The organism is Mesorhizobium sp. M8A.F.Ca.ET.208.01.1.1 (assembly GCF_004791315.1).
Classification (GTDB): Bacteria; Pseudomonadota; Alphaproteobacteria; order Rhizobiales; family Rhizobiaceae; genus Mesorhizobium.
In genome coordinates this window covers 1,391,347-1,417,602 of sequence record NZ_SRUT01000001.1, presented here as the reverse complement: position 1 = coordinate 1,417,602, position 26,256 = coordinate 1,391,347, and the positions used below count along the sequence as shown (strand labels likewise).

The following is a 26,256-nucleotide window of genomic DNA, read 5'->3' as shown; positions in this document are numbered from 1 at the left end:
GGATAATCCGCGCCGCGGCAGCCTTGCGTCGAGGAGGCGGGCATTGCCCGCCCGCCCTTAGCCCGGCGAATACGGATCGCCCAATGTCTTATCTCAGCCGCTTCGGTCGCGGATCGGACAATTCACCGGCCAGCCGGCGATCGAGATAGTCGGCGCATTCCTCGATCAGCATATCGGCGTCGTTGGCGAAGAAATGGTTGGCGCCGGGCAGGGTCTTCTGCGTGATGGTGATGCCCTTTTGCGTGTGCAGCTTGTCGACCAGGCCTTGCACGTCCTTCGGCGGCGCCACCTTGTCGGCATCGCCATGGATGATCAGGCCCGAGGACGGGCAGGGCGCCAGGAACGAGAAATCATAGGTGTTGGGCTGCGGCGCGATCGAGATGAAGCCTTCGATCTCGGGCCGGCGCATCAGGAGCTGCATGCCGATCCAGGATCCGAAGGAGTAGCCGGCCACCCAGCAGCTCTTGGAATCCGGATGCAGCGACTGCACCCAGTCCAACGCCGCCGCTGCGTCCGACAACTCGCCGGTGCCATGGTCGAATTCGCCCTGGCTGCGGCCGATGCCGCGGAAATTGAAGCGCAGCGTGGTGAAGTCACGCTTCTGGAACATGTAGAAGAGGTCATAGACGATCTTGTTGTTCATCGTGCCGCCGAACTGCGGATGCGGATGCAACACGATGGCAATCGGCGCGCTCTTTTCCTTCGAGGGCTGGTAGCGTCCCTCCAGACGGCCGGCAGGACCGGTGAAAATGACCTCAGGCATGAAATACTCCACGTGACATATACAAGTGCGCGGCGCCCGGAACACTCTTCCTCTGGCTCCGCTTCCACAGACCTTGACGCAGGGCGAGCGTCTTCCTAGAAGCTAGTTTAGAATTGTTCAAAACTGGGTGGCCGAAACGCAATCGCCCGATCGCCTCGCCGCAAGCCGCGTAAATAGGACGGCTTGCCTTGGAATTTCAAGGAAATAACGCCATACGTCGGCGGAATGGCTTCTGACGGGAAGAACTGGACGAAAATGGCCGCGATACGCGCCTATCTCGACTATAATGCCAGTGCGCCGCTGCTTTCCGCGGCGCGCGAGGCCATGGTCGCGGCGTTTGATGCGGCCAATCCCTCGTCGGTCCATGCCGAAGGGCGCGCCGCGCGCAGGCTGATCGACAATGCCAGGCGCGACGTGGCGGCGCTGGTCAACGGCAAGGCCGAACATGTCGTCTTCACTTCGGGCGCGACCGAGGCCGCATCGACGCTTCTGACGCCGGACTGGCAGATGGGGCGCGGCGCCATTCGCATGAGCCGGCTCTACGTGTGCGAGGCCGACCATCCGTGCCTGCTGAATGGCGGAGGCTTCCCGGCAGACCTGGTGACGCGGATCGGTGTCGGCGCCGATGGCATCGTCAATCTCGACGCCTTGATGGCGGCGTTGGCCGGTCACGACAAGGCCGATGGCTTGCCCTTGGTCGCGATCCACGCCGCCAACAACGAAACTGGCGTCATCCAGCCGACCGATCGCATCGCGGAGATCGTCAGGGCGGCGGGCGGCATTCTTGTCGTCGACGCGGTCCAGGCCGCGGGCCGCGTTTCCATCGATATGTCGGCTGGATATGCCGACTATGTTATTCTGTCCTCGCACAAGCTCGGCGGCCCCAAGGGCGCTGGCGCCTTCGTTGCCGCTGCCGACCTGATGATGCCGAGGCCGCTGATCAATGGTGGCGGCCAGGAAAAGAGCCACCGTGGCGGCACCGAAAACCTGCCTGGCATCGTCGGTTTTGGCGCCGCTGCGCGGGAAACCCTGGCCGGGCTGAACACCATCGGTGCCGTGCGTCAGCGTCGCGACGAGGTTGAAACCATCATCAAGACCCTGGTGCCGGACGTCGAAATCTTCGGAGCCGGCGCACCAAGGCTTGCCAACACGACATTCTTCACTATTCCCGGGGTCAAAGCCGAAACCGCCCAGATCGCCTTCGATCTGGCGGGCGTGGCGCTTTCCGCCGGCTCCGCCTGCTCGTCGGGCAAGGTCGGACCGAGCCATGTGCTCAAGGCCATGGGGCACGGTGACAGCCTTGGCGCCCTGCGCGTATCGGTCGGTGCAGAGACCGGCGCCGAGGACATCGAACTGTTCCGCGCCGCGCTGGCAGGCATCGCCGCGCGGAGGGCGGGCAGAGAGAAGGCCGCGTAGCGGTTGGAGCATCGGAATCCGATGCTTGAGAAAAACGGATTTGGGCTTCGGCCTGGTAGAGCCGTGCGTTTCATATTGGCCGGGTGAATTTCCGGTCGAGGCGCACTATATGGAACTTACGCTGCCGCGGACGCTGCTCGGGCGTTCATTTGGTGGTGCCATAGTTTGAAAACTGTCGGGCCTTGACCCCGGCGTGGATGGAGAACGCATATGCCTGCTGTGCAGGACACGATCGATCGGGTCCGAAAGATCGACGTCGACCAATACAAATACGGATTCCAGACCGAGATCGCCGTCGACAAGGCTCCCAAGGGCCTGAGCGAAGACATCATCCGTTTCATTTCGGCCAAGAAGGACGAACCGTCCTGGATGCTGGAATGGCGCCTCGAAGCCTATCGCCGCTGGCTGACGCTGGAAGAGCCGACCTGGGCGCGCGTCGACTATCCCAAGATCGATTTCCAGGACATCTACTATTACGCGGCGCCCAAGAGCACGCCAGGACCGACTTCGCTCAGCGACGTCGATCCCGAGATATTGAAGGTTTACGAGAAACTCGGCATTCCGTTGAAGGAGCAGGAAATCCTCGCCGGCGTGCAGAAGACCGACGCCTCGGACCTAGAGGAAGTCAGCGACAACGTCTACAAATCAGGCCGCGTCGCCGTCGACGCCGTGTTCGATTCCGTCTCCGTCGTCACCACCTTCAAGAAGGAACTGGCGCAGGCCGGCGTCATCTTCTGCTCGATCTCGGAAGCGATCCGCGAACATCCGGAGCTGGTGCAGAAATATCTCGGTTCGGTCGTGCCGACCTCCGACAATTTCTACGCCACGCTGAATTCGGCCGTCTTCACCGACGGTTCGTTCGTCTTCGTGCCCAAGGGCGTGCGCTGCCCGATGGAGCTGTCGACCTATTTCCGCATGAACGAGAAGAACACCGGCCAGTTCGAGCGCACGCTGATCATCGCCGAGGAGGGGGCTTACGTTTCCTATCTCGAGGGCTGCACGGCGCCGCAGCGCGACGAGAACCAGCTTCACGCCGCAGTGGTCGAACTGGTCGCGCTCGACGATGCCGAGATCAAATATTCGACGGTGCAGAACTGGTACCCCGGCGATGCCGAAGGCAAGGGCGGCATCTACAACTTCGTCACCAAGCGCGGCGACTGCCGTGGCGACCGTTCGAAGATTTCGTGGACGCAGGTCGAGACCGGCTCGGCGATCACCTGGAAATACCCGAGCTGCATCCTGCGCGGTGACGATTCCTCGGGCGAGTTCTATTCGATCGCCGTCTCGAACGGCTACCAGCAGGTCGATAGCGGTACCAAGATGATCCATCTCGGCAAGAACACGTCGAGCCGCATCATCTCCAAGGGCATCGCCGCCGGCTTCTCGCAGAACACCTATCGCGGCCAGGTCTCGGCGCACCGCAAGGCGACCAACGCCCGCAACTTCACCAACTGCGACTCGCTGCTGATCGGCGACCAGTGCGGCGCGCACACCGTGCCCTACATGGAAGCCAAGAACTCGACCGCGCAATTCGAGCACGAAGCGACGACCTCGAAGATCTCCGAGGACCAGAAGTTCTACGTCATGCAACGCGGCATTCCCGAGGAAGAGGCGATCGCGCTGATCGTCAACGGCTTCGTCAAGGACGTCATCCAGCAACTGCCGATGGAATTCGCGGTCGAAGCGCAGAAGCTGATCGGCATCTCGCTGGAAGGCTCGGTGGGCTGACCGGCCCAGACAAATATTCAGGAAACGAAAATGCTTGAGATCAAGAACCTGCATGCCCGCATCGTCGATGACGGCACCGAAATCATCCGCGGCCTGAACCTGACGGTGAAAGCCGGCGAGGTTGCCGCCATCATGGGGCCGAACGGCTCGGGCAAATCGACCCTGTCCTATATCCTCGCCGGCCGCGAGGACTATGAGGTGACCGAGGGCGACATCCTCTACAACGGCCAGTCGATCCTCGAAATGGATCCGGCCGAGCGCGCCACGTCAGGCATCTTCCTCGCCTTCCAGTATCCGATGGAGATACCGGGCGTGGCGACCATGGAGTTCCTGAAAGTGGCGATGAACGAGCAGCGCAAGGCGCGTGGCGAGGAACCGCTGAAAATCCCGGAATTCCTGAAGCGCGTGAAGGAAGCCGCCGCATCGCTCAGCATGGACATGGCGATGCTGAAGCGGCCGCTCAACGTCGGTTTCTCCGGCGGCGAGAAGAAGCGCGCCGAAATCCTGCAGATGAAGCTCCTGGAGCCGAAACTCTGCGTGCTCGACGAGACCGATTCCGGCCTCGACATCGACGCGCTGAAGATTGTCTCGGATGGCGTCAACGCGCTGCGTTCGCCGGACCGGGCTTTCCTGGTCATCACCCATTACCAGCGCCTGCTCGAACACATCGTGCCGGACAGCGTGCACGTGCTCTACAGGGGCCAGGTCATCAAGTCGGGCGACAAGTCGCTGGCGCTCGACCTCGAGGCCAATGGCTATGCCGGTGTGATCGGCGAAGCCGCTTGAGATGCCAAGTCATTTTGTTCCAAAAGACAGGCGAGACTGATGAATATGCACACACAACCGCAGCGGACACCGGCCGAGACAGCGTTGATCGACGCCTTCGGCGACCGGCTGTCGCTGCTGCCGGGCGACGGCGCGGTGATGCTGAAGCGCGACGACGCCATCGAAGCGATCAAGCACGGTCTGCCGACGCGTCGCATCGAGTCCTGGCACTACACCGATCTGCGCCGGCTTTTGAATGCGGTGCCGGACTTCGATCCGGCCGCCGCAGCGAAAGCCATCGCGCCAATCGTCGACGGTTCGACGGTTCTCGCTCTGTTGAACGGCGTGTCGAGCGCCAAGGCGCCGGACGTCGAGGGTGTCAGCGTCCAGCGTCTGTCCGAAAAGCTGACCGACGGCAGCATCGCGCCGGGGCTCGACCCCTATGGCAGTGACGATGCCATTGGTGCGCTGAACACCGCTTTCGTCGCCGACGGCTTTTTCGTCGACATCGCCGATGGCGCCGAACTGGAAAGGCCGGTCGAGCTGCAGAACCTGCAGGCAGGTGGCCAGACCCATGTGCGCTTGCCGGTGCGTGTCGGCGCCGGCGCCAAGGCGGTCATCGTCGAGCGTCAGGCCGGCGAGGGCGCTGCGCTGACGAGCTCGGTCAGCCAGCTCGTGCTCGGCGAGGGCGCCGAGGTGACCTGGTTGATCGTCCAGGAGCAGCCGGAGACGGCGACACACCTGGCGCAGTTCAAGGCCCATATCGGCAAGAATGCGAAACTGACGCTGTTCGTCATGAACGCCGGCGGCAGGCTGGTACGCCAGGAGATCATGATCAAGACGACGGGCGAAGGCGCCGACTTCAAGCTGCGCGGCATCAATCTTCTGGCCGGCGACACACATACCGATGTCACCATGGTGCTCGACCATGCCGTGCCGCATACGACATCGACGGAGGTCATCCGCAATGTGGTGACGGGCAAGGCGCGTGGCGTGTTCCAGGGCCGCATCAATGTTCACCAATATGCGCAGAAGACCAACGCCAAGATGGCCTGCAACACGCTGCTTTTGTCGGACGATGGCGAGTTCTCGACCAAGCCGGAGCTTGAAATCTTCGCCGACGACGTCATCTGCGGCCATGGCGCGACTGTCACGGAGATCGACCACGACCATTTGTTCTACCTGATGGCGCGCGGCGTCGACGAAAAGAGCGCGCGGGGGTTGCTCGTCAAAGCCTTCGTGGCGGAAGTGATCGAGGAGCTGGACGACGAAGCGATCGTCGAGGCGCTGGAAGCGCGGCTTGATGAGTGGTTTGTGACGCACGGGTGATCCTGATGAACGCTCCAGGCAAGATCGGAGATTTCTACGACGTCGAGGCGATCCGCCATGATTTCCCAATCCTGTCGCGTGAAGTCTATGGCAAGCCGCTGGTCTATCTCGACAACGGCGCCTCGGCACAGAAACCGCAGGTCGTGCTCGATGCGATCCAGCACGCCTATTCCCAGGAATACGCCAACGTTCATCGCGGCCTGCATTTCCTCTCCAATGCCGCCACCGACGCTTATGAGAAGGCGCGGGAAACGGTGCGCCGTTTCCTCAACGCGCCAAGCACCGACAACATCGTCTTCACCTCGAACACGACCTCGGCGATCAACACCGTTGCTTATGGTTATGGCATGCCCAATATCGGCGAGGGCGACGAGATCGTGCTGTCGATCATGGAGCATCATTCCAACATCGTTCCCTGGCATTTCATCCGCGAACGGCAGGGCGCCAAGCTGGTCTGGGTGCCGATCGACGACCTCGGCGTCTTCCACATCGAGGAATTCGAAAAGCGCCTGACCGACAGGACGAAGCTGGTCGCCATCACGCAGATGTCGAATGCGCTTGGCACGGTGACGCCGATCAAGGAGATTGTCCGGATCGCGCATGCGCGCGGCATTCCCGTACTCGTCGACGGCAGCCAGAGCGCCGTGCACATGGCCGTGGACGTTCAGGATCTCGATTGCGATTTCTTCGTCTTCACCGGCCACAAGGTCTACGGCCCCTCGGGCATCGGCGTGCTCTATGGCAAGAAGGATAGTCTCGCCGGCATGCGGCCCTTCATGGGCGGCGGCGAGATGATCGAGGAGGTCACGGAAGACATCGTCACCTACAACGAGCCGCCGCACCGCTTCGAGGCGGGTACGCCGCCGATCGTCCAGGCGATCGGGCTGGGTGCGGCGCTCGACTACATGGACTCTGTCGGCCGCGAGCGCATCGCGGCTCACGAAGAAGACCTCAAGACCTATGCCCATGAACGCCTGCGCGCCATCAATTCGCTGCGCATCTTCGGCGATGCGCCTGGCAAGGGCGCCATCATCTCCTTCGAGCTGCAAGGCATTCATGCCCATGACGTCTCGATGGTGATAGACAGGCAAGGCGTGGCTGTCCGCGCGGGCACCCATTGCGCGCAACCGCTGTTGAAACGCTTTGGCGTAACCTCCACATGCAGGGCATCGTTCGGCATGTATAATACCAGGGCCGAAGTCGACGCTTTGGCCGAGGCGCTTGAAAAAGCGCGCAAGTTTTTCGGGTGACGACGATGGATGATGTGAGCACCACCGCAGAGACCGTATCGGCCGGCAACAGCGTCGTTTCCGCCTCGGCCATCCCCGCGGACGAACTGGCGCGACTGACCGACGACATCGTCTCTGCGCTGAAGACGGTCTACGACCCGGAAATCCCGGCCGACATCTACGAACTCGGCCTCGTCTACAAGATCGACATCGAGGACGACCGCTCGGTCAAGATCGACATGACGCTGACCGCGCCGGGCTGCCCGGTGGCCGGCGAAATGCCCGGCTGGGTGGAGAACGCGGTGGGCGCCATCGAAGGCGTGTCCGGGGTCGAGGTCAACATGACTTTCGATCCGCCCTGGACGCCCGACCGCATGTCGGAAGAGGCGCAGGTCGCGGTGGGCTGGTACTAGCGCTGAGCCTGGTACACTTGCGCCAGTGGTAAAACTTCACCATTTTAGGTGAGGAATCATTCGGCAGGCCTTGAACCTGCATGGAATGGAGAAGGAAAAACATGGGACGCTTTGCCGTCATTACGATGACCGAAAAGGCCGCCGACCGGGTGCGCGAGATCGTCGCCACGCGCGAGAACGCGCATGGCATTCGACTCGGGATCAAGAAGGGCGGCTGCGCCGGCATGGAATACACGGTCGATCTGGTGACCGAGCCCAACACCAAGGACGACCACATCGAGCGCGACGGCGCCCATGTCTATGTCGCGCCCGAAGCAGCCCTGTTCCTGTTCGGCACCGAAATGGATTTCGAGCAGACAACGCTGCGCACCGGCTTCACCTTCCACAATCCGAACCAGAGTTCGGCCTGCGGTTGCGGTGAATCCGTCGAACTGAAGCCGGCCGATCTCAAGGCGCTGGCCGAGGCACGCGCCTCGGCCTGACCTCCCTTCGCCCCGCTACGGGAGAAGGTGGCTCGAAGGGCCGGATGAGGGGCAGCGGTGCCCTCTCGTTAGTTTGTGCGGCCTCATTTGCCTGCCGGCACCTTCACCCCGTGAAGAAAGCTAATCCACCCACATGCCTGTCCGCTTGTGCCAGTCGGCGATCGATTCTTCGGGATAGACGTCGAAGACTTTGTCCTTCGGCCCAACATCAGGCTCGACCCAGTTCGCCTTGTACTTCAGCATCAGATGCACCTTCTCGGGCGGAACGGGCAGGTCGCTGTCGATCGCCGAGGCGAAGGGATGCACCAGTTCCGGCCAGGTCGGATCGTAGAGCCAGAGCGCCGACCCGCATTTGCGGCAAAAATTGCGCTCGCCGGTCGAGACCTCGCAACGGGGATGCTCATCGTCCTCGATCTCGGCCCGGTAGACGCCAAGATTTCTCTTGCCTCGGATTTTCATCGTCTCGTAATCGGCGCCGAGATTGATGGCAAAACCACCCCCGCCCTGCTGCTTGCGGCAGATCGAGCAGTAGCAAAGCATGAACGGTACGGGCGTGTGGCTTTCCACCTCGAAACGCACGGCGTTGCACCGGCAGGACCCTTTGAGCAGAAGCGGCATGACGAAACGACTCCGACGGAATGTTCACAATCCGTCAGCATGATTTCGACTGCGCGATGACTATGTCAAATGCCGGTGACATGATCGCGGCATGGACAATGAACGCATCGCCGAACTTTTCGAAGGCCTGGGCCCGGTCAGCATCCGCAAACTCTTCGGCGGCAAGGGCATCTATTTCGACGATGTCATCATCGCCGTTGTCATTCGCGGTGAATTAATGCTGAAAGCCGACGAGCAGAGCGTGCCCGATTTCGAGGCCGCCGGCTGCCGGCAATGGACCTATACCGGCACGCGCCACGGCAAGCTCGTCGCCATGCCCTATTGGAGCATTCCCGACAGTGCCTTCGACGATCCCGACGAAATGGCGGTGTGGGCGCGGCGGGCTTACGGGGCCGGACGACGGGCGGGAAAGTAGATATAGGCAGGGCACCAGGCCGCCCTTCATCCGGCCGCTTCGCGGCCACCTTCTCCCCAAGGGGAGAAGAGGTCGACGTCGGCGGTCGCCAACTCCTCTCCCCTCGGGGAGAGGTCGGATTGCCCCGAATTGCTCTTGGCATTTCGGTTCTGGCAATCCGGGTGAGGGGGGATCTTCGCGGCGCTGACCTACAGCGCCTTCGCAATCTTCGCCGCCAGCCGTGCATTGTTCTCGACCAGCGCGATGTTGGTCTTCAGGCTGCGGCCGCCCGTAAGTTCCAGGATTTTTCCCAGCAGGAACGGCGTCACCGCCTTGCCGGTGACGTTGAGGGCTTCGGCCGCCTTCTGCGCGGCTTCGATGTAGCCGGCCATTTCTTCAGCGGGGATTTCGTGGTTTTCCGGCACCGGATTGGCGACCAGCAAGCCGCCGCCAAGTCCCAGAGCCATGCGCGTCTGGTAGAAATGCGCGATGTCTTCCGGCCTGTGTAAGGTCAATGGCGCGCGGAACGGCGACTGCCGCGACCAGAAGGCCGGCATCGTCTCGCAGCCATGGCCGATGACGGGCACGCCGCGCGTCTCCAGCACTTCCAGCGTCTTTTCGATGTCCAGAATGGCCTTGGCGCCCGCCGAGACGACGATGACCGGCGTGCGCGCCAGTTCGTCGAGATCGGCGGAAATATCGAAGCTCTTTTCCGCGCCCTTGTGCACGCCGCCAATGCCGCCGGTGGCGAACACCTTTATGCCGACCATGTCAGCAGCAATCATCGTGGCCGCGACCGTGGTGCCCCCGGTGCGGCCTTGCGCGACGGCGAAGCCGAGATCGGCGCGCGACAATTTCATGGCGTCACCCGTCATCGCCAGCGATTCGCGTTCGCCGTCCGAAAGCCCGACCTTGATGCGGCCGTTGACCACGGCGATCGTCGCTGGCACGGCGCCGCCGTCAGCGATGATTTTTTCGACATTGGCCGCCATGGCGCCATTGTCGGGATAGGGCATGCCATGGGTGATGATGGTGCTTTCGAGCGCCACCACAGGACGCCCGGCGGCCAGGGCCTGCGCCACCGGTGCATGGATATCGATGAAAGGGCGGGCGGTCTCTGGCGTCATTTCTGATCTCCAATCCGGAATGCGGCGCATCCATCAGGAAAGCGTAAGCTTCGCTGCGGCGTCATGAATTTGCCGGTCTCATGCCACTTCCCTGGCATCCGGCACAAGGGCCAGCGCTTCCGCGAAGCTCGCCGGGGAGAATTCGGGCACCGCATTGGCGCTCTCGATGGTCAGCGTCGCCGCCGCGACGCCTTCGCGCAGGGCCTGGTGCAGCGGCAGGCCGCGCAGCAGCGCCGCGACCGTCGCACCCGCGAGCGCGTCGCCGGCGCCGGTGACATCGGCGACTTTTCTGGGAGCTGGAGGCATGATCGAAAAAGCGCCTGTGCTGTCGAAACCCAGCACAGGGCCACCGCCTGCCGTGACCACGCCGCTGGCAAGACCGCTGCATCGCAACCCGTCGATCATCTCCCGCTCGGCGGCATCTGCATTGACGCCAGCCAGCGCAACGGCCTCTCGCCGGTTCATGAAGAGTTGGGCCAGCCCGTCGAGCACCGGCATCAGCCGCGTCACCTTGGCCGGCGAAATCGCGATGGCGAAAACCGGTTTGCCGGCGGCGAGCAAAAGCAGCCGCTCCAGCGCTGCCGACGGCAGATTGGCGTCGCACAGGATGGCATCGGCGGCAGCCACCTCCTGGCGGATCTTGGAACGCCTGATCTGCTTGGGAAAGGCCAAGTCATACAGCGCCATATCGGCAAAGCCGACGATCAATTCGCCCTCGCGGTCGATGAGAGCTGTGTAGCTCGGCGTGGTGCGGTCGAGAAACACCGCCGACAGATCGGCGACGCCCGCCTCGGCGATGGCCCGTGAAACCGTATCTCCCGCCGCATCGCCGCCGCGCACCGAAAGCAGCGATGCGGAGAGGCCGCGCCGCGCCATGCCGCGCAGGGCGTTGAAGACGCCACCGCCGACATCTTCGCGCATCGTGCCGGGATTGGAGGCGGCCGGCACGTAAGGACCGGATACCTGGCCACGCCGGTCGATATGGGCGCCGCCCACGGCCAGTATCTTCGCTGATTTCACCATGGCGGCGATATGACCTTTGTTGTTGTAGCCGCACAAGCGCTAGAGTGCGCGACAGAGCTTCGCACGCAAGACCGCGATTCGGCCGGGCGGAATGCCGGGGCCGGCTGGCCCAATGCGGAGCCCGTTCCTGGCCGGCTTGGCAAGACAAAAAAAGAACAAATCCGGATATCGCTTGTTTTTCAATTGGTTGTCACCCCTTGCCAAATGAGAACAAAAAAGGTACAAAATGCCAGGGATTACGGATTGTCCGGCCTTCATTGACGACCAAGGGGTGATGTATCATGGCTCAGAATTCTTTGCGGCTGGTAGAGGATAAGGCAGTGGACAAATCAAAGGCTCTGGATGCGGCGCTGTCGCAAATCGAGCGGGCTTTCGGCAAGGGCTCGATCATGCGGCTCGGCGCCAACGAGCAGGTCGTCGAGATCGAAACGGTGCCTACCGGTTCGCTCGGCCTCGACATCGCGCTCGGCGTCGGTGGCCTGCCGCGCGGCCGCATCATCGAGATCTACGGGCCGGAAAGCTCGGGCAAGACGACGCTGGCCCTGCATACCGTGGCCGAAGCCCAGAAGAAGGGCGGCATCTGCGCCTTCGTCGATGCCGAACACGCGCTCGATCCGGTCTATGCCCGCAAGCTCGGCGTCGATCTTGAAAACCTGCTGATCTCGCAGCCCGACACCGGCGAGCAGGCGCTGGAGATCTGCGACACGCTGGTGCGTTCCGGCGCCATTGATGTGCTGGTGGTCGATTCGGTGGCGGCGCTGACGCCGCGCGCCGAAATCGAGGGCGAGATGGGCGATTCGCTGCCTGGCCTGCAGGCCCGCCTGATGAGCCAGGCGCTGCGCAAGCTCACCGCATCGATCTCGCGCTCCAACACCATGGTCATCTTCATCAACCAGATCCGCATGAAGATCGGCGTCATGTTCGGCTCGCCCGAAACGACGACCGGCGGCAACGCGCTGAAATTCTATGCTTCCGTACGTCTCGACATCCGCCGTATCGGCTCGGTCAAGGATCGCGACGAAGTCGTTGGCAACCAGACCCGCGTCAAGGTGGTCAAGAACAAGCTGGCGCCGCCCTTCAAGGTGGTCGAATTCGACATCATGTATGGCGAGGGCGTCTCCAAGACCGGCGAACTGGTCGATCTCGGCGTCAAGGCCGGCGTGGTCGAGAAGTCGGGCGCCTGGTTCTCCTACAATTCGCAACGTCTCGGCCAGGGCCGCGAGAATGCGAAACTGTTCCTGCGCGACAATCCCGACACTGCGCGCGAGATAGAACTGGCGCTCAGGCAGAATGCCGGACTGATCGCCGAAAAATTCCTCGAGAATGGTGGTTCAGAGGGCAATGGCGATGACGGTTTTGAGGACGAAGCCGGCGCGATGTAGGGCAGCGCCAGAGTTTGGCCATAAATCCAGCCTATTATCCGATGCTTAAGTAACAGAGTTCTTTAGTACCGCGTTCAAAACCGCCGGCCTTCGCGCCGGCGGTTTTCGTTTGCGTGCCCGCGCAAATGCCGGTGCGAAGCGTGAATTGGCCCAATTCCGTGTTTCTGGACAGGGTCAAGAGCTACGGCTAAAAGGCCAACTCCATCTTCTAGAAAACACTGAGCCATCTCCCGCCGGTCTGGCCGGCGGCTCTCTTGAAAAGGCAGTATCCATGAGTGGCGTGAACGAGATCCGGTCGACCTTTCTCGACTATTTCCGCAAGGAAGGCCACGAGGTCGTGGCCTCGAGCCCGCTCGTGCCGCGCAACGATCCGACCTTGATGTTCACCAATGCCGGCATGGTGCAGTTCAAGAACGTCTTCACCGGTTTGGAGAAGCGGCCTTATTCGCGTGCCACCACGGCCCAGAAAAGCGTTCGCGCCGGCGGCAAGCACAACGATCTCGACAATGTCGGCTATACCGCGCGCCACCTGACCTTCTTCGAGATGCTCGGCAATTTTTCCTTCGGCGACTATTTCAAGGAGCGCGCCATCGAGCTTGCCTGGAACCTCATCACCAGGGAGTTCGGGCTGAAGAAGGACAAGCTGCTGGTCACCGTCTATCACACGGACGATGAGGCGGCCGGCTTCTGGAAGAAGATCGCCGGTTTTTCCGACGATCGCATCATCCGCATCGCGACCTCGGACAATTTCTGGGCGATGGGCGACACGGGACCCTGCGGCCCCTGCTCGGAAATCTTCATCGACCGTGGCGAGCACATCTGGGGCGGCCCGCCCGGCAGTCCGGAGGAGGACGGCGACCGGTTCCTCGAATTCTGGAACCTGGTGTTCATGCAGTATGAGCAGGTGACGAAAGAGGAGCGCGTCGACCTGCCGCGTCCGTCGATCGACACCGGCATGGGCCTGGAGCGCATGGCATCCATCCTGCAAGGGGTGGAAAGCGTCTTCGAGACCGACCTGTTCCGTCATTTGATCGATGCGGCGTCCTCCGCGCTTGGGCGCGCGCCCGACGCGGAAACGGTTGCGTCCTATCGCGTCATTGCCGATCACCTGCGCTCATCCTCCTTCCTGGTTGCCGACGGTGTGCTGCCGTCGAATGAAGGCCGCGGCTATGTGCTGCGCCGCATCATGCGCCGCGCCATGCGCCATGCGCAGCTGCTCGGCGCCCGCGATCCGTTGATGTGGAAACTGGTGCCGGCCTTGGTGCGCGAGATGGGCCAGGCCTATCCGGAACTGGTCCGCGGCGAAACGATGATTACCGAGACCCTGAGACTCGAGGAGACCCGCTTCCGCAAGACGCTGGTACGCGGCCTCGGACTGCTGTCCGAGGCGACGGAGAAGCTCGGCGCCGGCGACATGCTGGATGGCGAGACCGCATTCAAGCTCTACGACACCTATGGCTTCCCGCTCGACCTGACGCAGGACGCGCTGCGGCAGCGCAGCATTTCGGTCGATCTTGCCGGGTTCACGAATGCGATGGAGCAGCAAAAAGCGGAGGCGCGCAAGCACTGGGCCGGGTCCGGCGAGGCCGCCACCGAGACGGTTTGGTTCTCCGTGCGTGAAAAGACGGGCGCCACCGAATTCCTCGGCTACGAAACCGAGCAGGCCGAAGGCCTCATTCAGGCGCTGGTCAAGGACGGCAAGACCGTCGACAGCGCCGCCAAGGGCGATGCGGTCGTCGTGGTCGTCAACCAGACCCCGTTCTATGGCGAATCCGGCGGCCAGATGGGCGACACCGGCGTCATCTCGGGTGAGGGGTTCTCGGTCGAGATCTCCGATACGCAGAAAAAGGCCGATGGTCTGTTCGTGCATCTGGGCAAGGTGGCGAGAGGCACGGTCAAGTTGGGGGCCGCGGTCGAACTGAAGGTCGATCATGCCAGGCGCTCCAGGCTGCGCGCCAATCACTCCGCGACACATCTGATCCATGAGGCGCTGCGCGAGGTGCTGGGCACCCATGTCGCGCAAAAAGGCTCGCTGGTCGCGCCCGAGCGCCTGCGCTTCGACATCTCGCACAACAAGCCGATTTCAGCCGAGGAGCTCGAAGAGGTCGAGCGCATGGCCAACGAGATCGTCGTCCAGAACAGCCCGGTGACCACGCGCCTGATGTCGGTCGACGACGCCATCGCCGAAGGCGCCATGGCGCTGTTCGGCGAGAAGTATGGCGATGAGGTGCGGGTCGTGTCGATGGGCACGGGCGTCCATGGCGCCAAGGCCAACCGGCCCTACTCGGTCGAGCTCTGCGGCGGCACGCATGTCAGGGCGACCGGTGATATCGGCCTGGTGCGCATCGTCTCGGACGGTGCGGTCGCCGCTGGCGTGCGCCGCATCGAGGCGTTGACCGGCGAAGCCGCGCGCAAACATCTCGACGAGCAGGACCGGCGGCTGAAAGCGGCCGCCGCCACGCTGAAGATCTCGCCGGCGGATGTGCCAGCGCGTGTCGAAGCGCTGCTCGAAGAGCGCAAGAAGCTCGAGAAGGACCTGACCGAAGCGCGCAAGAAGCTGGCGCTGGGCGGCGGGTCGCCTGCCGATGCCCCGGCCGCCAACGAGATCGTGGCTGGCGTCGGCTTCCTCGGCAAGGCGGTTTCAGGGGTCTCGCCGAAGGACCTGAAGCCGCTGGCCGACGCAGGCAAGACTTCGTTGGGCTCTGGCGTCGTCGTGTTCGTTGGCGCCGGCGAGGACAACAAGGCGAGCGTCGTGGTCGCCGTGACCGATGATCTCGTCAGCCGCTTCAGCGCCGTCGACCTGGTGCGCGTTGCCTCCGCCGCATTGGGCGGGCAGGGCGGCGGCGGCCGCCCCGACATGGCCCAGGCCGGTGGTCCGGATGCCTCGAAGGCCAATGATGCGATAGCGGCGGTGAAGGCGGCGCTGGAAGCAGCCTAGCGAATTTAGGTAGGCGCTAGGCGTGCCAACGAGCTAGTCCGAGGCTGGCAGGACAGCGCCTGCCTCTGTCCTGCCGGACCGAGGGGTGCTGTCCAGCGGTTATCCCGATACTTGTCAACCAACCTTTTCGGTGTGGGCAAAGCTTGGGCGGGCAGCCACGCGCGCATACCACTCCTGGACCAGTGCAAACCGCGCCAGCAAGTCACGCCCCTCGATGACCTTGACGAAATAGCCAATCATCGGCGCCGCATGCAGGTCGGCCAGCGTCAGCTGGTCGCCAAGCAGCCAAGGCCCTTGTGCCTTCAGCGACGTCAGCACCCCGAGCACCGTTTCGGCCTGGCGCAGCCCGTCAGCGATCAGCGCCTCGTCGGGCGCCTCCTTCTCCAGCCGCTCGACGGCAACATCCCAGACCATCGACCTGTAGCCATAGGCATCGAGCATACCTGTCATCTGGCCCATCCTCGCTCGGCCGCGCGCGTCGGCCGGCTGCAGCGCCGGACCCTCGAACGCTTCATCGACATAGCGCGCGATCGCATTCGTCTCGAAGAGCCGGAACCCGTCATGTTCGAAGGCCGGGATGCGGCCGAACGGGTGATGTTCCAGATACCAGGCGGGAATGCCGTCGGTGGCGAAGACATCGAGCGGCACCAGCTCGTAGTCGATGCCTTTCTCCTCCAGCGCCATCCGCGCGATGCGCACATATACACTGTAGTCCGCGCCGTAGAGGATTGGCTTGGTCATGCTGTCAGCCCTTCGCATGCGCCGGCCCAAAAAGCGAAGGCTCCTTTCGGAGCCTTCGGCATTTGGAACCGCGGGTACTTACGCCATCGCCTTCTGCAAATTCTCGTCGATCTTGTCGAGGAAGCCGGTGGTCGAGAGCCAGGGCTGATCGGGGCCGATCAAGAGCGACAGGTCCTTGGTCATGAAGCCGCTTTCGACGGTCTGGATGCAGACCTTTTCCAGGGTCTCGGCAAAGCGCTTCAGTTCGGCATTGTCGTCGAGCTTGGCACGGTGCGCCAGGCCGCGCGTCCAGGCGAAGATCGAGGCGATCGAGTTGGTCGAGGTTTCCTCGCCCTTCTGGTGCTGGCGGTAGTGGCGGGTGACGGTGCCGTGCGCGGCTTCGGCTTCCACTGTCTTGCCGTCCGGCGTCATCAGCACCGAGGTCATCAGGCCGAGCGAGCCAAAACCCTGCGCCACCGTGTCGGACTGGACGTCGCCGTCATAGTTCTTGCAGGCCCAGACGTAGCCGCCCGACCATTTCAGGCTCGACGCCACCATGTCGTCGATCAGGCGGTGCTCGTACCACAGCTTCTTCGACTTGAACTCGGCTTCGAATTCATGCTCGTAGACTTCCTGGAAGATGTCCTTGAAGCGGCCGTCATAGGCCTTGAGGATGGTGTTCTTGGTCGACAGGTAGACCGGATAGTTGCGCAACAGGCCGTAGTTCAGCGACGCCCGGGCGAATTCGCGGATCGACTCGTCGAGATTGTACATGGCCATGGCCACACCGGCGCCGGGCGCGTCGAACACGTCATGCTCGATCACCTGGCCGTCCTCGCCGACGAACTTGATCGTCAGCTTGCCCTTGCCGGGGAACCGGAAATCGGTGGCGCGGTACTGGTCGCCGAAGGCATGGCGGCCGACGATGATCGGCTTGGTCCAGCCGGGCACCAGGCGCGGCACGTTCTTCATGATGATCGGCTCGCGGAAGATGGTGCCGCCGAGAATGTTGCGGATGGTGCCGTTGGGCGACTTCCACATCTTCTTCAGCTTGAACTCCTCGACGCGCTGCTCGTCGGGGGTGATCGTCGCGCATTTCACGCCGACGCCGTATTTCTTAATGGCGTTGGCCGAATCGATGGTCACCTGGTCGTTGGTGGCGTCGCGGTGCTCGACGCCGAGATCGTAATAGTCGAGCTTGAGGTCGAGATAAGGGTGGATCAGCTTGTCCTTGATGAACTGCCAGATGATGCGGGTCATCTCGTCGCCGTCGAGTTCGACGACCGGGTTCGCCACCTTGATCTTCGTCATGGAAAGAATGCCTCGTTGCTTCTGATGGAACGGCCATGCCGGTGTGGCGTGTAGCCGGGGGATGCGCCCGTATATCAAAGCGCTTTTGGCCGCGCAAACGCCGATCGGTCACGAATGTCAGCCATGACCGCGATCGTTTGCGAATGCTTCATTTTCGCGGCCGAATATGGCAGGGGACGCTGAAATGCCGCAAACAGCAGTTCATTGACAATCATGCCCGACGCCAAAGATCCATACAGCACCGCAGCCGCCGGCCCGGCGATCATCCTCGTCGAGCCGCAGCTCGGCGAGAATATCGGCATGGTCGCCCGCGCCATGGCCAATTTCGGACTTTCCGAGCTGCGCCTGGTCAATCCGCGCGACGGCTGGCCGAGCGAGAAGGCGCGTGCCGCCGCCAGCCGCGCCGATCATGTCATCGACGCGGTCAAAGTGTTCGACGATCTGGCGTCGGCGCTTGCCGATCTGAACTTCGTTTTCGCCACCACGGCCAGGCAGCGCGACGGCTTCAAATCCGTGCGCGGCCCGGTCGAGGCGGGCAGGGTGCTCCGTGCCCGTCACGGAATGGGGCAGCGCACCGGCATATTGTTCGGCCGTGAGCGCTTCGGTCTCTACAATGACGAGGTCGGCCTTGCCGACGAGATCGTCACCTTTCCGGTCGATCCCGATTTCTCTTCGCTCAACATCGCCCAGGCCGCGCTGCTGATGTCCTATGAGTGGATGAAGTCGGGTCTGGAGGACGAGACCAAGACCAATTTCTCCGGCCCGGACATGAAGCCGGCCAGCAAAGAGGAATTGCACGGCCTGTTCGCTTATCTGGAGGGCGCATTGGAAGCGCGCGGCTATTTCCGACCGGCGCCGAAGAAACCGAAAATGGTCGACAATCTGCGCGCCGTGCTGACGCGGCCCGGCTTCGCCGAACCGGAGCTCAAGGTGTTGCGCGGCATCATCTCGTCGCTGGACAGGTTCTCGCCGGCCATGCCGCGCGGCGACGGCTCTCCGGGCGACGATCCCCGGCGATTGCCGGCGGCGGCCGCGCGTGCTCGCAAGGTGGATGCGGCTGATCAACTCCCCGACGCCAATGGCGACGATACCGACACGCCGCCGCTGGGCGGCAAGGGAACAGACAATGACTGACCAGCCGATCCTGATGTTCGATTCCGGCGTCGGCGGGCTCACCGTGCTGCGCGAGGCGCGCGTCCTGATGCCCGACCGGCGCTTCATCTATGTCGCCGACGATGCCGCTTTTCCCTTTGGCGCCTGGGAAGAGCCGGCACTGCGGACCCATATACTGGAGCTGTTCGCCAAATTGCTCGACCGCTTCGCGCCGGCGATTTCGGTCATCGCCTGCAACACCGCCTCGACGCTGGTGATCGACGCGCTGCGTGAAAGATTTCCTGGCCATCCCTTCGTCGGCACCGTGCCTGCGGTCAAGCCGGCGGCCGAGCGCACGCGCTCGGGCCTGGTCTCGGTGCTGGCGACGCCAGGCACGGTGAAGCGGCAATACACGCGCGACCTGATCAGCAAATGGGCACAGAAATGCCATGTCCGCCTGGTCGGCAGCGACAGGCTGGCGGGCCTGTCCGAAGCCTATATGCGCGAGGGCTTCGTCGACGAGGAGGCCGTACGCGCCGAGATCGCGCCATGCTTCATCGAGCGCGACGGCATGCGCACCGACATCGTCGTGCTGGCCTGCACGCACTATCCCTTTCTGGTCAATCGCATGCGCAAGACCGCGCCCTGGCCGGTCGACTGGATCGATCCGGCCGAAGCGATCGCACGGCGAGCCCTCTCGCTGCTGCCGCCCATCGATGGAGCGCTGCCGCAAGGCGAACCCGATATAGCGGTGTTCACCTCGGGCAAGGCGGATTTCGCCGTCAGCCGCCTGATGCAGGGCTTTGGACTGACCGTGCGCTAGACAGTGGGCAACGTCTGCCTGTCAAACAGGTTCGAAGACGATGCTGCGTTGATCCGGATCAGCCAGGACCAGCCTTAGCTTCAGATCTTCGCCCTGTCTGAGCCCCGAGGCTTTTACGTTTGCAACGACAGGCATGTCGGCAAGCTGAACGCGCACGCCATGGTCGACGACGTCGGTGACGACGGCTTTGAACGTCTCACCCTCGCGCCCCTCCAGCATGACCGCCTCGGCAAGGTCGATGGCCGCGTGGTTGATCAGCGAAGCGCGGCTATCGGCACGTCCCATCGCCTTCGGCAACCTGGCGAACGCGTCGGTGACAGCCTGGGGCACGGGCTGGCCGTTGGCGATCGCCAGCGCGCAGCGCACGACATAGCGATCGGCAAGTCGCCTGAGTGGCGCTGTCGCATGGGCATAGGTGGCGGCCATGGCCTCATGCCAGGGGACAACGCCGTCCTGATAGGGCTGGTAGGACGCGCCGGGGCTTGCATGGCGGATTTCCAGCATCAACGCTGCTTGTCGCGGATCGGTGGGATCGAGGGTTCGCTGATAGTCTCGCAAACCGGTGGAGGCCGGCCAGGACAGTCCGAGAGCCTGTGCCGCGTTGCGCAGTCTTTGAACCTTGAACGCATCCGGCCCCGACATCACCCGGAACAAACCGGTGTGATGCGCAAGCATGGCATCGGCAATCGCCATGTTGGCGGCCAGCGAAAGCGCGGCATTGTCCTGCTCGGATTGCAGCAGCGGTCTGAACGAAAGCCGGTATGTGCCATCGGCGAGCCTTTCCACCTCCTGCTCGGGTGGATCGACGCGGGAAGCCCCGCGACGCTTTTCGTTCATTGCCATGCGCTGCGCCATTTCGGCAAAGCCGGCCGGAACGTCGGAAGCCTTCACGCTGTCATAGGCGAGCTTGGCGCGGCTTTGAATGATTGCCCGCTCCGCGCCGTCCAGCTTCGTCGCACCATCCTGCGCAACCCGAACCGTGAAGATGACAGCTGGACGCGGTCCATCAGGCAACAGGCTTGCCGCACCCTCGGCAATCACCGGCGGGTAGAGCCCGGCCTTGCCGTCCGGCAAGTAAAGTGTCTCGCCCCGCGTCCAGGCTTCGAGATCCACCGTGTCGCCGTCCTCGACGAACCAGGCCACGTCGGCAATGGCATAATGCAGCAGAAGATCACTGCCGCTCGCCTCGATCGAGAATGCTTGATCAAGATCGGTGGAGGCAGCCGGGTCGAGCGTGACAAAGGGCATCGCCCTTCGATCGGCATGCTGGTCGGGCACACGTTTGGCCGCCGCATCCGCTGCGGCAACGACATCAGCCGGAAATCCATCCGGCACGTGCAATTCGGTGCGGATTTTCGCCAGGCCAGTGGAGAGAGCCTGTGAGGGATCGGTCAGAGATTTCATTCAGCCGTCCTACACTGGGGTTCCGGACACGGGAAGGCTGCCAACGAAAATCGCCAAGGGCGGCCACCGGCTGGCGCCGAGCGGATCGGGAATGAGCCATTGGCGCTGGAACCGCCGCCGAAGCGCGGCGTTTCTCCTGACAGCAAAAGGAGACCTCGCCATGCCAGCCACCTCGAAAGCCCAGCAGAAGGCCGCCGGCGCCGCACTCTCCGCCAAGCGCGGCGAGACCAAGAAAAGCGAGCTCAAAGGCGCTTCCAAGGGCATGTACGAATCGATGAATGAAAAGCAGCTCGAGGAATTCGCCGAGACGAAGCGCAAGGGTCTACCGGAGAAAAAATCCTAGGCTTGAGCGCTTCGAGCCCGACTACCTTGGAATGAAAAAGGGCCAGCGACATGCGCTGCCCGTGGGATTGTTGTGCGGAACAGCCTACCAGCGGTGGCAGTGCCGTATTCTCTCGACGATCAGCCTGCGATGACCATGCCGCCACACCACCTCTCTTTTTGACGATGACCCGGCAGACCTGCCTATGGCCGTGCCAATGGCGCCATGGCCGGTTCCGGGACGAGCACCATCAACCCTGCAAGCACCGCGGCACCTGCCAGGGTAGGAGGAACTTCTTCATGCAATCAGGCTCTCTAGCTCCAGTCCCTTCCTGGTACCGCTGGCGCAAAACCTCCCGCCACATCCGGCATCGCATCAACGCCTTGAACGCTATACTGTTTGCGCCGCGCCGCGCCACTCACGAACTTGACATCGGTTAAATCTCGGTTTAATCAGCCGCCAACGCCGGGCAGCGATGTCCGGTGTTTGTTTTGTATACGCAAGATCTGTCACGATAGCTGTTTCCGATCTTGTTTGAACTGACGTGTCCCGTGGGTTTTCCGCCGCGTTGCGTGGGAAAATCCTGTCAGGTCTCGAAAACGGAGGCCAGAGGAGGGCGCGTTTCCTTCACCCGGACCATGAGGTGCCGGGTGTGTCGTTTTGAAAAGGGAATGCGATGAGCAAGCGCGAATCCGCGAAATACAAGATCGACCGCCGTCTCGGCGAAAATATCTGGGGCCGCCCGAAGTCCCCGGTCAACAAGCGTGAATACGGCCCCGGCCAGCATGGCCAGCGCCGCAAGGGCAAGCTTTCCGACTTCGGCCTGCAGCTGCGCGCCAAGCAAAAGCTGAAGGGTCACTATGGCGACGTTTCGGAAAAGCAGTTCCGCAAGGTCTATGAAGAGGCCGATCGCCGCAAGGGCGACACCTCCGAGAACCTGATCGGCCTGCTCGAGTCGCGTCTGGACGCGGTCGTCTACCGCGCCAAGTTCGTGCCGACCATCTTCGCCGCCCGCCAGTTCGTCAACCACGGCCACGTCAACGTCAACGGCAAGCGCGTCAACATCGGCTCGTACCGCTGCAAGCCGGGCGATGTCGTCGAAGTGCGCGAAAAGTCGAAGCAGCTGGTCATCGTCCTCGAATCGGTGGGCCTCGCCGAGCGCGACGTGCCGGACTACATCGAAGCCGATCACAACAAGATGGTCGCGACCTTCTCGCGCATCCCCGGCCTCGCGGACGTTCCGTTCGCCGTGCAGATGGAACCGAACCTGGTCGTCGAATTCTATTCGCGCTAAGCGAACGTCTTTCTGCGATATCGGAAAGGCCGCCTTCGAGGCGGCCTTTTTGTTTCGGGCATCCGCTTTGCCGTTTCGATTTTGCGGCCGATGCGCTAATCCGGGCGGAAGTCACATTCAGGGGCCGCCGTGCCATGAACTTGCAGCCAGACATCGAAACGCTTGAACCAGCCGCCGAAGGCGGCTCCCATCCGCTGTTCGCCGAGGTGCCGTCGTCGGTCGAGTTCAACAAATTGCGCAAGCGGCTGCTGCGGCAGACCCGCCAGGCGATCGAGGACTTTTCGATGGTGAAGCCCGGCGAGCGCTGGCTGGTCGCGCTGTCGGGCGGCAAGGATTCTTACGGTCTGCTCGCCTTGCTGCTCGACATGAAATGGCGCGGGCTGCTGCCGGTCGAAATGCTGGCCTGCAATCTCGACCAGGGCCAGCCGAATTTTCCAAAGAATATCCTGCCCGATTATCTCGACGCCAACGGCATCGCGCATCGGATAGAATACCGGGACACCTATTCGGTCGTCACCGACAAGCTCCCCGAAGGCAGCACCTATTGCTCGCTCTGCTCGCGGCTGCGGCGCGGCCATCTCTACAGGATCGCCCGCGAGGAGGGCTGTTCGGCGCTGGTGCTCGGCCATCATCGCGAGGACATCCTCGAAACCTTCTTTATGAACCTGTTCCACGGTGGTCGGCTTGCCGCCATGCCGCCAAAACTGCTCAACGACGACGGCGACGTCATGGTGTTGCGGCCGCTGAGCTACTGCGCCGAGGTCGATCTGGAAAAATTCGCCGCCGCGATGCGATTCCCGATCATCCCTTGCGATCTCTGCGGCAGCCAGGAAGGGCTGCAGCGCAACGCCATGAAGGCGATGCTCGAGGACATCGAAAAGCGCATGCCTGGTCGCAAGGACACGATGATCCGCGCCCTGTCCAACACCAGGCCGTCGCATTTGCTCGACCGAAAGCTGTTCGATTTCGCCGCCCTCAATGAAACCCTCGCGATCAGGCAAGACATTTCCGATGACATTTGACGATACCGCCATCGACTGGCTGGCCGGGATTCTGGCCGAGGCAGCCCACGCTGAAATCATGCCGCGCTTTCGCCGATTGGGCGATGGCGATATCAGGCAGAAGACTTCCGCCGCCGATCTGGTGACGGAGGCCGATGTCAACGCCGAGCGGCTGATCACCGCCAGGCTGCGCGAGCGCTATCCGTCGGCCATGGTCGTGGGCGAGGAGGCCTGCTCCGACAATCCGGCGCTGCTCGATGGCTTGGGCGATGCCGAATTGGCATTCACCGTCGATCCGGTGGACGGCACCTTCAATTTCGCATCCGGCGTGCCGCTGTTCGGCGTCATGCTGGCGGTCGTGGTCAGGGGCGAGACGGTCGCGGGCATCATCCATGATCCGGTCGGCAAGGATTGGCTCATCGCCGCCAAAGGCGCCGGCAGCCATATCAGGCATGCCCATGGCAGCCTGGAGAAAGTGCATGTAGCGGCGCCCGTGCCGATCTCGCAAATGACGGGCGCGGTATCCTGGCAATATCTCGACGAGCCGGAGCGCTCACGCCTCGCTCGTAACCAGACCAAGGCACTGTCGCAATTCGGCTATCGCTGCGCCGCCCACGAATATCGCTTGCTGGCCAGCGGACATGCGCATTTTGTCGTCTACAACAAGCTGATGCCCTGGGATCATCTGCCCGGCGTGCTGATCCACCAGGAAGCCGGCGGCCATGCCGCGCGCATCGACGGCAGCGCCTATCTGCCGTCCCATGTCGACGGCGGTCTGCTTGTCGCACCGGACCAGGACAGCTGGCAGGACCTGCGCCACGAATTGTGGGCGGAATAGGATCAATTCCTGTGGCTTGAACTGTTGGGTTGTGCGGGTTGAATCGGTGCGTTTGGCGGAGGCTCCCGAATGAAACGTCGGTTCGCGGTTTTTGCGGCACTTGCCTTGTTTGCGAATTGCAACGGGGCACTCTCGCAAGAGCATCCCTGCCGTAGCACCGATCCCATCGACACCATCAAGGAGATGTCGGACGCCATCTATGCATGCTGGCGGCCGCCGCCAGGAACCGCGGGCATGTCCTTGACGCTGCGGTTCTCGCTCCGCCGCAACGGCACCCTGATCGGCAAGCCTCGTGCCACCTATTCCGACCTGGGAACCGATTCCCAGCTCGGCCGGGCCTTCGTGGCATCCATCCTCAAGGCGCTCGACGACGCTTTGCCGTTGCCCTTTTCAGATGGCATGGGTGGAGCGATCGCGGGGCGGATGCTTTCTCCTCGCTTCACGGCGTCGCTCGAAGGTACATCCTGACCACCCGCAAACGACAAGTCAGTGCAGGTCGGTGACGTGCCCTGAGACGGGTGCGTTCTGCGGCTGGAACATCTTGCCGCGCTCGGCAATCAGGATCATGAGCAGCGCCGCGACGGAGACGCTGCAGAAGCCAGCGGCCAGCGGCGTCACCGTGCCGTTGAAAGCCTGGCCGATCAGCGTGCCGAGAATGCCGCCGAGAAACGTCTGCATGAAACCCAGAATGGACGACGCCGTACCGGCCAGTTGGCCGAGCGGCTCCATGGCCAACGCATTGAAATTCGCGCCTAGGCAGCCAAACGGCAGCATGGCACCGGCAAAGAAAGTGATGAACAGCCAGAGCGGCATCTTCATTTCCAGTGAAACCACGAGCCAGGCCAGGCTGATCACCAGAAACAGCAGCAGCGCGCCTTGCGACAGGCGGCGCATGCCGATACGTCCGACGAGGCGCGAGTTGAGATAGTTGGAGAAGGCGAGCACGCCGGCGACACCGGCGAAGATGACGGGAAACATCTCGCCGACGTTGAAGATGTTGACATAGATCTGCTGCGCCGAGGCGATGAAGCCGAACATGGCGCCGAAGATGAACGTGCTGGCGAAGGCATAGCAGAGCGCGATGCGGTTGGTGAGCACGATGCGAAAGCCGCCGACAATGGAGGAGACCGTCAGTGGCCGGCGATATTCGGGATGCAGCGTCTCGGGCAGGCGCAGCAACGACCATGCCGACACGACCAGCGCGCCGACGGCCATGGTGACGAAGATCCAGTGCCAGGTCGCGAACAGCATGATGAACTGGCCGATGCCTGGCGCCACGACCGGAATGGCCATGAACACCATGAAGATCAGCGACATGACTTCGGCCATACGCCGGCCGTCGAATGTATCGCGCACGATCGAGACCGCGATCACGCGCGTGGCCGCCGCGCCGATGCCTTGCACGGCGCGGCATATCAAAAGTGTCTCGAAGCTCGGCGCGATCGCGGCTGCGGCGGCCGCCGCCACGTAGATGATCAGGCCGGCGACGAGCGGCGAACGGCGCCCGTAACGGTCCGAGATCGGCCCGAAGAACAACTGGCCGCCGCCGAAACCCAGTATGTAGGCGGTGACCACATATTGCCTGTGGTTTTCATTCTCGACGCCGAGCGAGGCGCCGATCTGCTGCAGCGCCGGCAGCATGATGTCGATAGCCAGCGAATTGAGCGCCATCAGCGCCGCGCAGAGCGCGATGAACTCCCAGCGCGGAATGGGCAATTGGCTTGCCCCGGGCAAGGTGCTTGCCCCTTGCGGCGCTGATTTCTGCTGGTCCACGGCAAGTCCGATCTCTCAAACGAAAACGCGCCGGCGGGCCGGCGCATTGGCTCGTGCTGATCCCGGAATCC

Annotated in this window: 26 protein-coding genes; 17 read left to right on the top strand and 9 right to left on the bottom strand. The window is 62.8% G+C overall.

The window, feature by feature from the left end; translation table 11 throughout:
* Window positions 1-88: 88 nt before the first annotated feature.
* Window positions 89-763 carry an alpha/beta hydrolase gene (locus EN851_RS07215; protein WP_127869569.1) on the bottom strand — a complete coding sequence of 225 codons (675 nt, stop codon included), beginning with the start codon at window positions 761-763 and terminating at the stop codon, window positions 89-91.
* 255 nt (window positions 764-1,018) lie between these two features.
* Between EN851_RS07215 and EN851_RS07210 the strand changes: the two genes are divergently transcribed.
* From EN851_RS07210 to sufA, 7 genes are all read left to right on the top strand, one after another.
* Window positions 1,019-2,179 carry a cysteine desulfurase family protein gene (locus EN851_RS07210; RefSeq protein WP_127869568.1) on the top strand — a complete coding sequence of 387 codons (1,161 nt, stop codon included), beginning with the start codon at window positions 1,019-1,021 and terminating at the stop codon, window positions 2,177-2,179.
* A 210-nt stretch (window positions 2,180-2,389) separates the two neighbouring features.
* Window positions 2,390-3,907 (top strand): Fe-S cluster assembly protein SufB, encoded by a 1,518-nt coding sequence (sufB, locus tag EN851_RS07205; protein WP_127279010.1) that lies wholly within the window; start codon window positions 2,390-2,392, stop codon window positions 3,905-3,907.
* A 30-nt stretch (window positions 3,908-3,937) separates the two neighbouring features.
* Complete coding sequence (sufC, locus tag EN851_RS07200; RefSeq protein ID WP_127279011.1) at window positions 3,938-4,693, top strand: Fe-S cluster assembly ATPase SufC; 756 nt, start codon at window positions 3,938-3,940, stop codon at window positions 4,691-4,693.
* A 39-nt stretch (window positions 4,694-4,732) separates the two neighbouring features.
* Window positions 4,733-6,001 (top strand): Fe-S cluster assembly protein SufD, encoded by a 1,269-nt coding sequence (sufD, locus tag EN851_RS07195; RefSeq protein ID WP_127869567.1) that lies wholly within the window; start codon window positions 4,733-4,735, stop codon window positions 5,999-6,001.
* Between the two features lie 5 nt (window positions 6,002-6,006).
* Complete coding sequence (locus tag EN851_RS07190; protein ID WP_135928843.1) at window positions 6,007-7,251, top strand: cysteine desulfurase; 1,245 nt, start codon at window positions 6,007-6,009, stop codon at window positions 7,249-7,251.
* Between the two features lie 5 nt (window positions 7,252-7,256).
* Window positions 7,257-7,643: an SUF system Fe-S cluster assembly protein gene (locus tag EN851_RS07185; RefSeq protein WP_127278937.1), complete on the top strand. Its 387-nt coding sequence runs from the start codon at window positions 7,257-7,259 to the stop codon at window positions 7,641-7,643.
* A gap of 101 nt (window positions 7,644-7,744) precedes the next feature.
* On the top strand, window positions 7,745-8,125 hold the full coding sequence (gene sufA / locus EN851_RS07180; RefSeq protein WP_013895897.1) for a Fe-S cluster assembly scaffold SufA: 381 nt from the start codon (window positions 7,745-7,747) through the stop codon (window positions 8,123-8,125).
* 120 nt (window positions 8,126-8,245) lie between these two features.
* Here sufA and EN851_RS07175 read toward each other — a convergent pair whose 3' ends face one another.
* Window positions 8,246-8,743 carry a GFA family protein gene (locus EN851_RS07175; RefSeq protein ID WP_135928842.1) on the bottom strand — a complete coding sequence of 166 codons (498 nt, stop codon included), beginning with the start codon at window positions 8,741-8,743 and terminating at the stop codon, window positions 8,246-8,248.
* Between the two features lie 91 nt (window positions 8,744-8,834).
* On the opposite strand from EN851_RS07175, the gene EN851_RS07170 reads away from it, so the two are divergent.
* Window positions 8,835-9,158, top strand: coding sequence for a TfoX/Sxy family protein (locus EN851_RS07170; protein ID WP_135928841.1), 324 nt, complete (start codon window positions 8,835-8,837; stop codon window positions 9,156-9,158).
* A gap of 188 nt (window positions 9,159-9,346) precedes the next feature.
* Here EN851_RS07170 and EN851_RS07165 read toward each other — a convergent pair whose 3' ends face one another.
* Both EN851_RS07165 and EN851_RS07160 read right to left on the bottom strand, forming a co-directional pair.
* Window positions 9,347-10,264, bottom strand: a complete 918-nt coding sequence (locus EN851_RS07165) for a pseudouridine-5'-phosphate glycosidase (RefSeq protein ID WP_135915468.1) — start codon at window positions 10,262-10,264, stop codon at window positions 9,347-9,349.
* A gap of 78 nt (window positions 10,265-10,342) precedes the next feature.
* Window positions 10,343-11,287: a carbohydrate kinase family protein gene (locus EN851_RS07160; RefSeq protein ID WP_135928840.1), complete on the bottom strand. Its 945-nt coding sequence runs from the start codon at window positions 11,285-11,287 to the stop codon at window positions 10,343-10,345.
* Window positions 11,288-11,568: 281 nt separating this feature from the next.
* Here EN851_RS07160 and recA point away from each other — a divergent pair, with 281 nt between their 5' ends.
* Together recA and alaS are read left to right on the top strand one after the other, a co-directional pair.
* Window positions 11,569-12,669 (top strand): recombinase RecA, encoded by a 1,101-nt coding sequence (gene recA, locus EN851_RS07155; RefSeq protein ID WP_013895892.1) that lies wholly within the window; start codon window positions 11,569-11,571, stop codon window positions 12,667-12,669.
* Between the two features lie 271 nt (window positions 12,670-12,940).
* Window positions 12,941-15,607 carry an alanine--tRNA ligase gene (alaS, locus tag EN851_RS07150; RefSeq protein WP_135928839.1) on the top strand — a complete coding sequence of 889 codons (2,667 nt, stop codon included), beginning with the start codon at window positions 12,941-12,943 and terminating at the stop codon, window positions 15,605-15,607.
* Window positions 15,608-15,721: 114 nt separating this feature from the next.
* Here the strand turns inward: alaS and EN851_RS07145 are convergent, their stop codons facing one another.
* The 3 genes from EN851_RS07145 to EN851_RS36200 form a co-directional block, all read right to left on the bottom strand.
* Complete coding sequence (locus EN851_RS07145) at window positions 15,722-16,348, bottom strand: glutathione S-transferase family protein (protein WP_127279227.1); 627 nt, start codon at window positions 16,346-16,348, stop codon at window positions 15,722-15,724.
* Window positions 16,349-16,426: 78 nt separating this feature from the next.
* Window positions 16,427-17,638, bottom strand: coding sequence for an NADP-dependent isocitrate dehydrogenase (locus EN851_RS07140; protein WP_127279226.1), 1,212 nt, complete (start codon window positions 17,636-17,638; stop codon window positions 16,427-16,429).
* Between the two features lie 74 nt (window positions 17,639-17,712).
* The gene (locus EN851_RS36200) at window positions 17,713-17,853 is read right to left on the bottom strand and encodes a hypothetical protein (protein ID WP_189343632.1); all 141 of its coding nucleotides are present in this window, start codon (window positions 17,851-17,853) and stop codon (window positions 17,713-17,715) included.
* Between EN851_RS36200 and EN851_RS07135 the strand changes: the two genes are divergently transcribed.
* Both EN851_RS07135 and murI read left to right on the top strand, forming a co-directional pair.
* Window positions 17,852-18,772, top strand: coding sequence for an RNA methyltransferase (locus tag EN851_RS07135; protein ID WP_135864144.1), 921 nt, complete (start codon window positions 17,852-17,854; stop codon window positions 18,770-18,772). The genes EN851_RS36200 and EN851_RS07135 overlap by 2 nt on opposite strands.
* A complete protein-coding gene (gene murI, locus EN851_RS07130; RefSeq protein ID WP_127279224.1) occupies window positions 18,765-19,553 on the top strand; it encodes a glutamate racemase in 789 nt (262 codons plus the stop codon). The genes EN851_RS07135 and murI overlap by 8 nt, the downstream gene beginning before the upstream one ends.
* A gap of 21 nt (window positions 19,554-19,574) precedes the next feature.
* On the opposite strand, the gene EN851_RS07125 is transcribed toward murI, so the two are convergent.
* Window positions 19,575-20,957 carry an RNB domain-containing ribonuclease gene (locus EN851_RS07125; RefSeq protein WP_135928838.1) on the bottom strand — a complete coding sequence of 461 codons (1,383 nt, stop codon included), beginning with the start codon at window positions 20,955-20,957 and terminating at the stop codon, window positions 19,575-19,577.
* A gap of 160 nt (window positions 20,958-21,117) precedes the next feature.
* Between EN851_RS07125 and EN851_RS07120 the strand changes: the two genes are divergently transcribed.
* From EN851_RS07120 to EN851_RS07100, 5 genes are all read left to right on the top strand, one after another.
* Window positions 21,118-21,300, top strand: a complete 183-nt coding sequence (locus EN851_RS07120; protein WP_015318153.1) for a DUF3008 family protein — start codon at window positions 21,118-21,120, stop codon at window positions 21,298-21,300.
* A gap of 655 nt (window positions 21,301-21,955) precedes the next feature.
* Window positions 21,956-22,573: a 30S ribosomal protein S4 gene (gene rpsD, locus EN851_RS07115; protein WP_013895883.1), complete on the top strand. Its 618-nt coding sequence runs from the start codon at window positions 21,956-21,958 to the stop codon at window positions 22,571-22,573.
* Window positions 22,574-22,707: 134 nt separating this feature from the next.
* A complete protein-coding gene (gene ttcA, locus EN851_RS07110) occupies window positions 22,708-23,595 on the top strand; it encodes a tRNA 2-thiocytidine(32) synthetase TtcA (RefSeq protein ID WP_135928837.1) in 888 nt (295 codons plus the stop codon).
* Complete coding sequence (locus EN851_RS07105) at window positions 23,585-24,412, top strand: inositol monophosphatase family protein (RefSeq protein WP_127281100.1); 828 nt, start codon at window positions 23,585-23,587, stop codon at window positions 24,410-24,412. The genes ttcA and EN851_RS07105 overlap by 11 nt, the downstream gene beginning before the upstream one ends.
* Before the next feature lie 69 nt (window positions 24,413-24,481).
* Window positions 24,482-24,880 (top strand): cell envelope integrity protein TolA, encoded by a 399-nt coding sequence (locus tag EN851_RS07100; protein ID WP_135928836.1) that lies wholly within the window; start codon window positions 24,482-24,484, stop codon window positions 24,878-24,880.
* Window positions 24,881-24,898: 18 nt separating this feature from the next.
* Here EN851_RS07100 and EN851_RS07095 read toward each other — a convergent pair whose 3' ends face one another.
* Window positions 24,899-26,122, bottom strand: coding sequence for a multidrug effflux MFS transporter (locus EN851_RS07095; RefSeq protein WP_189521819.1), 1,224 nt, complete (start codon window positions 26,120-26,122; stop codon window positions 24,899-24,901).
* Window positions 26,123-26,256 lie beyond the last annotated feature (134 nt).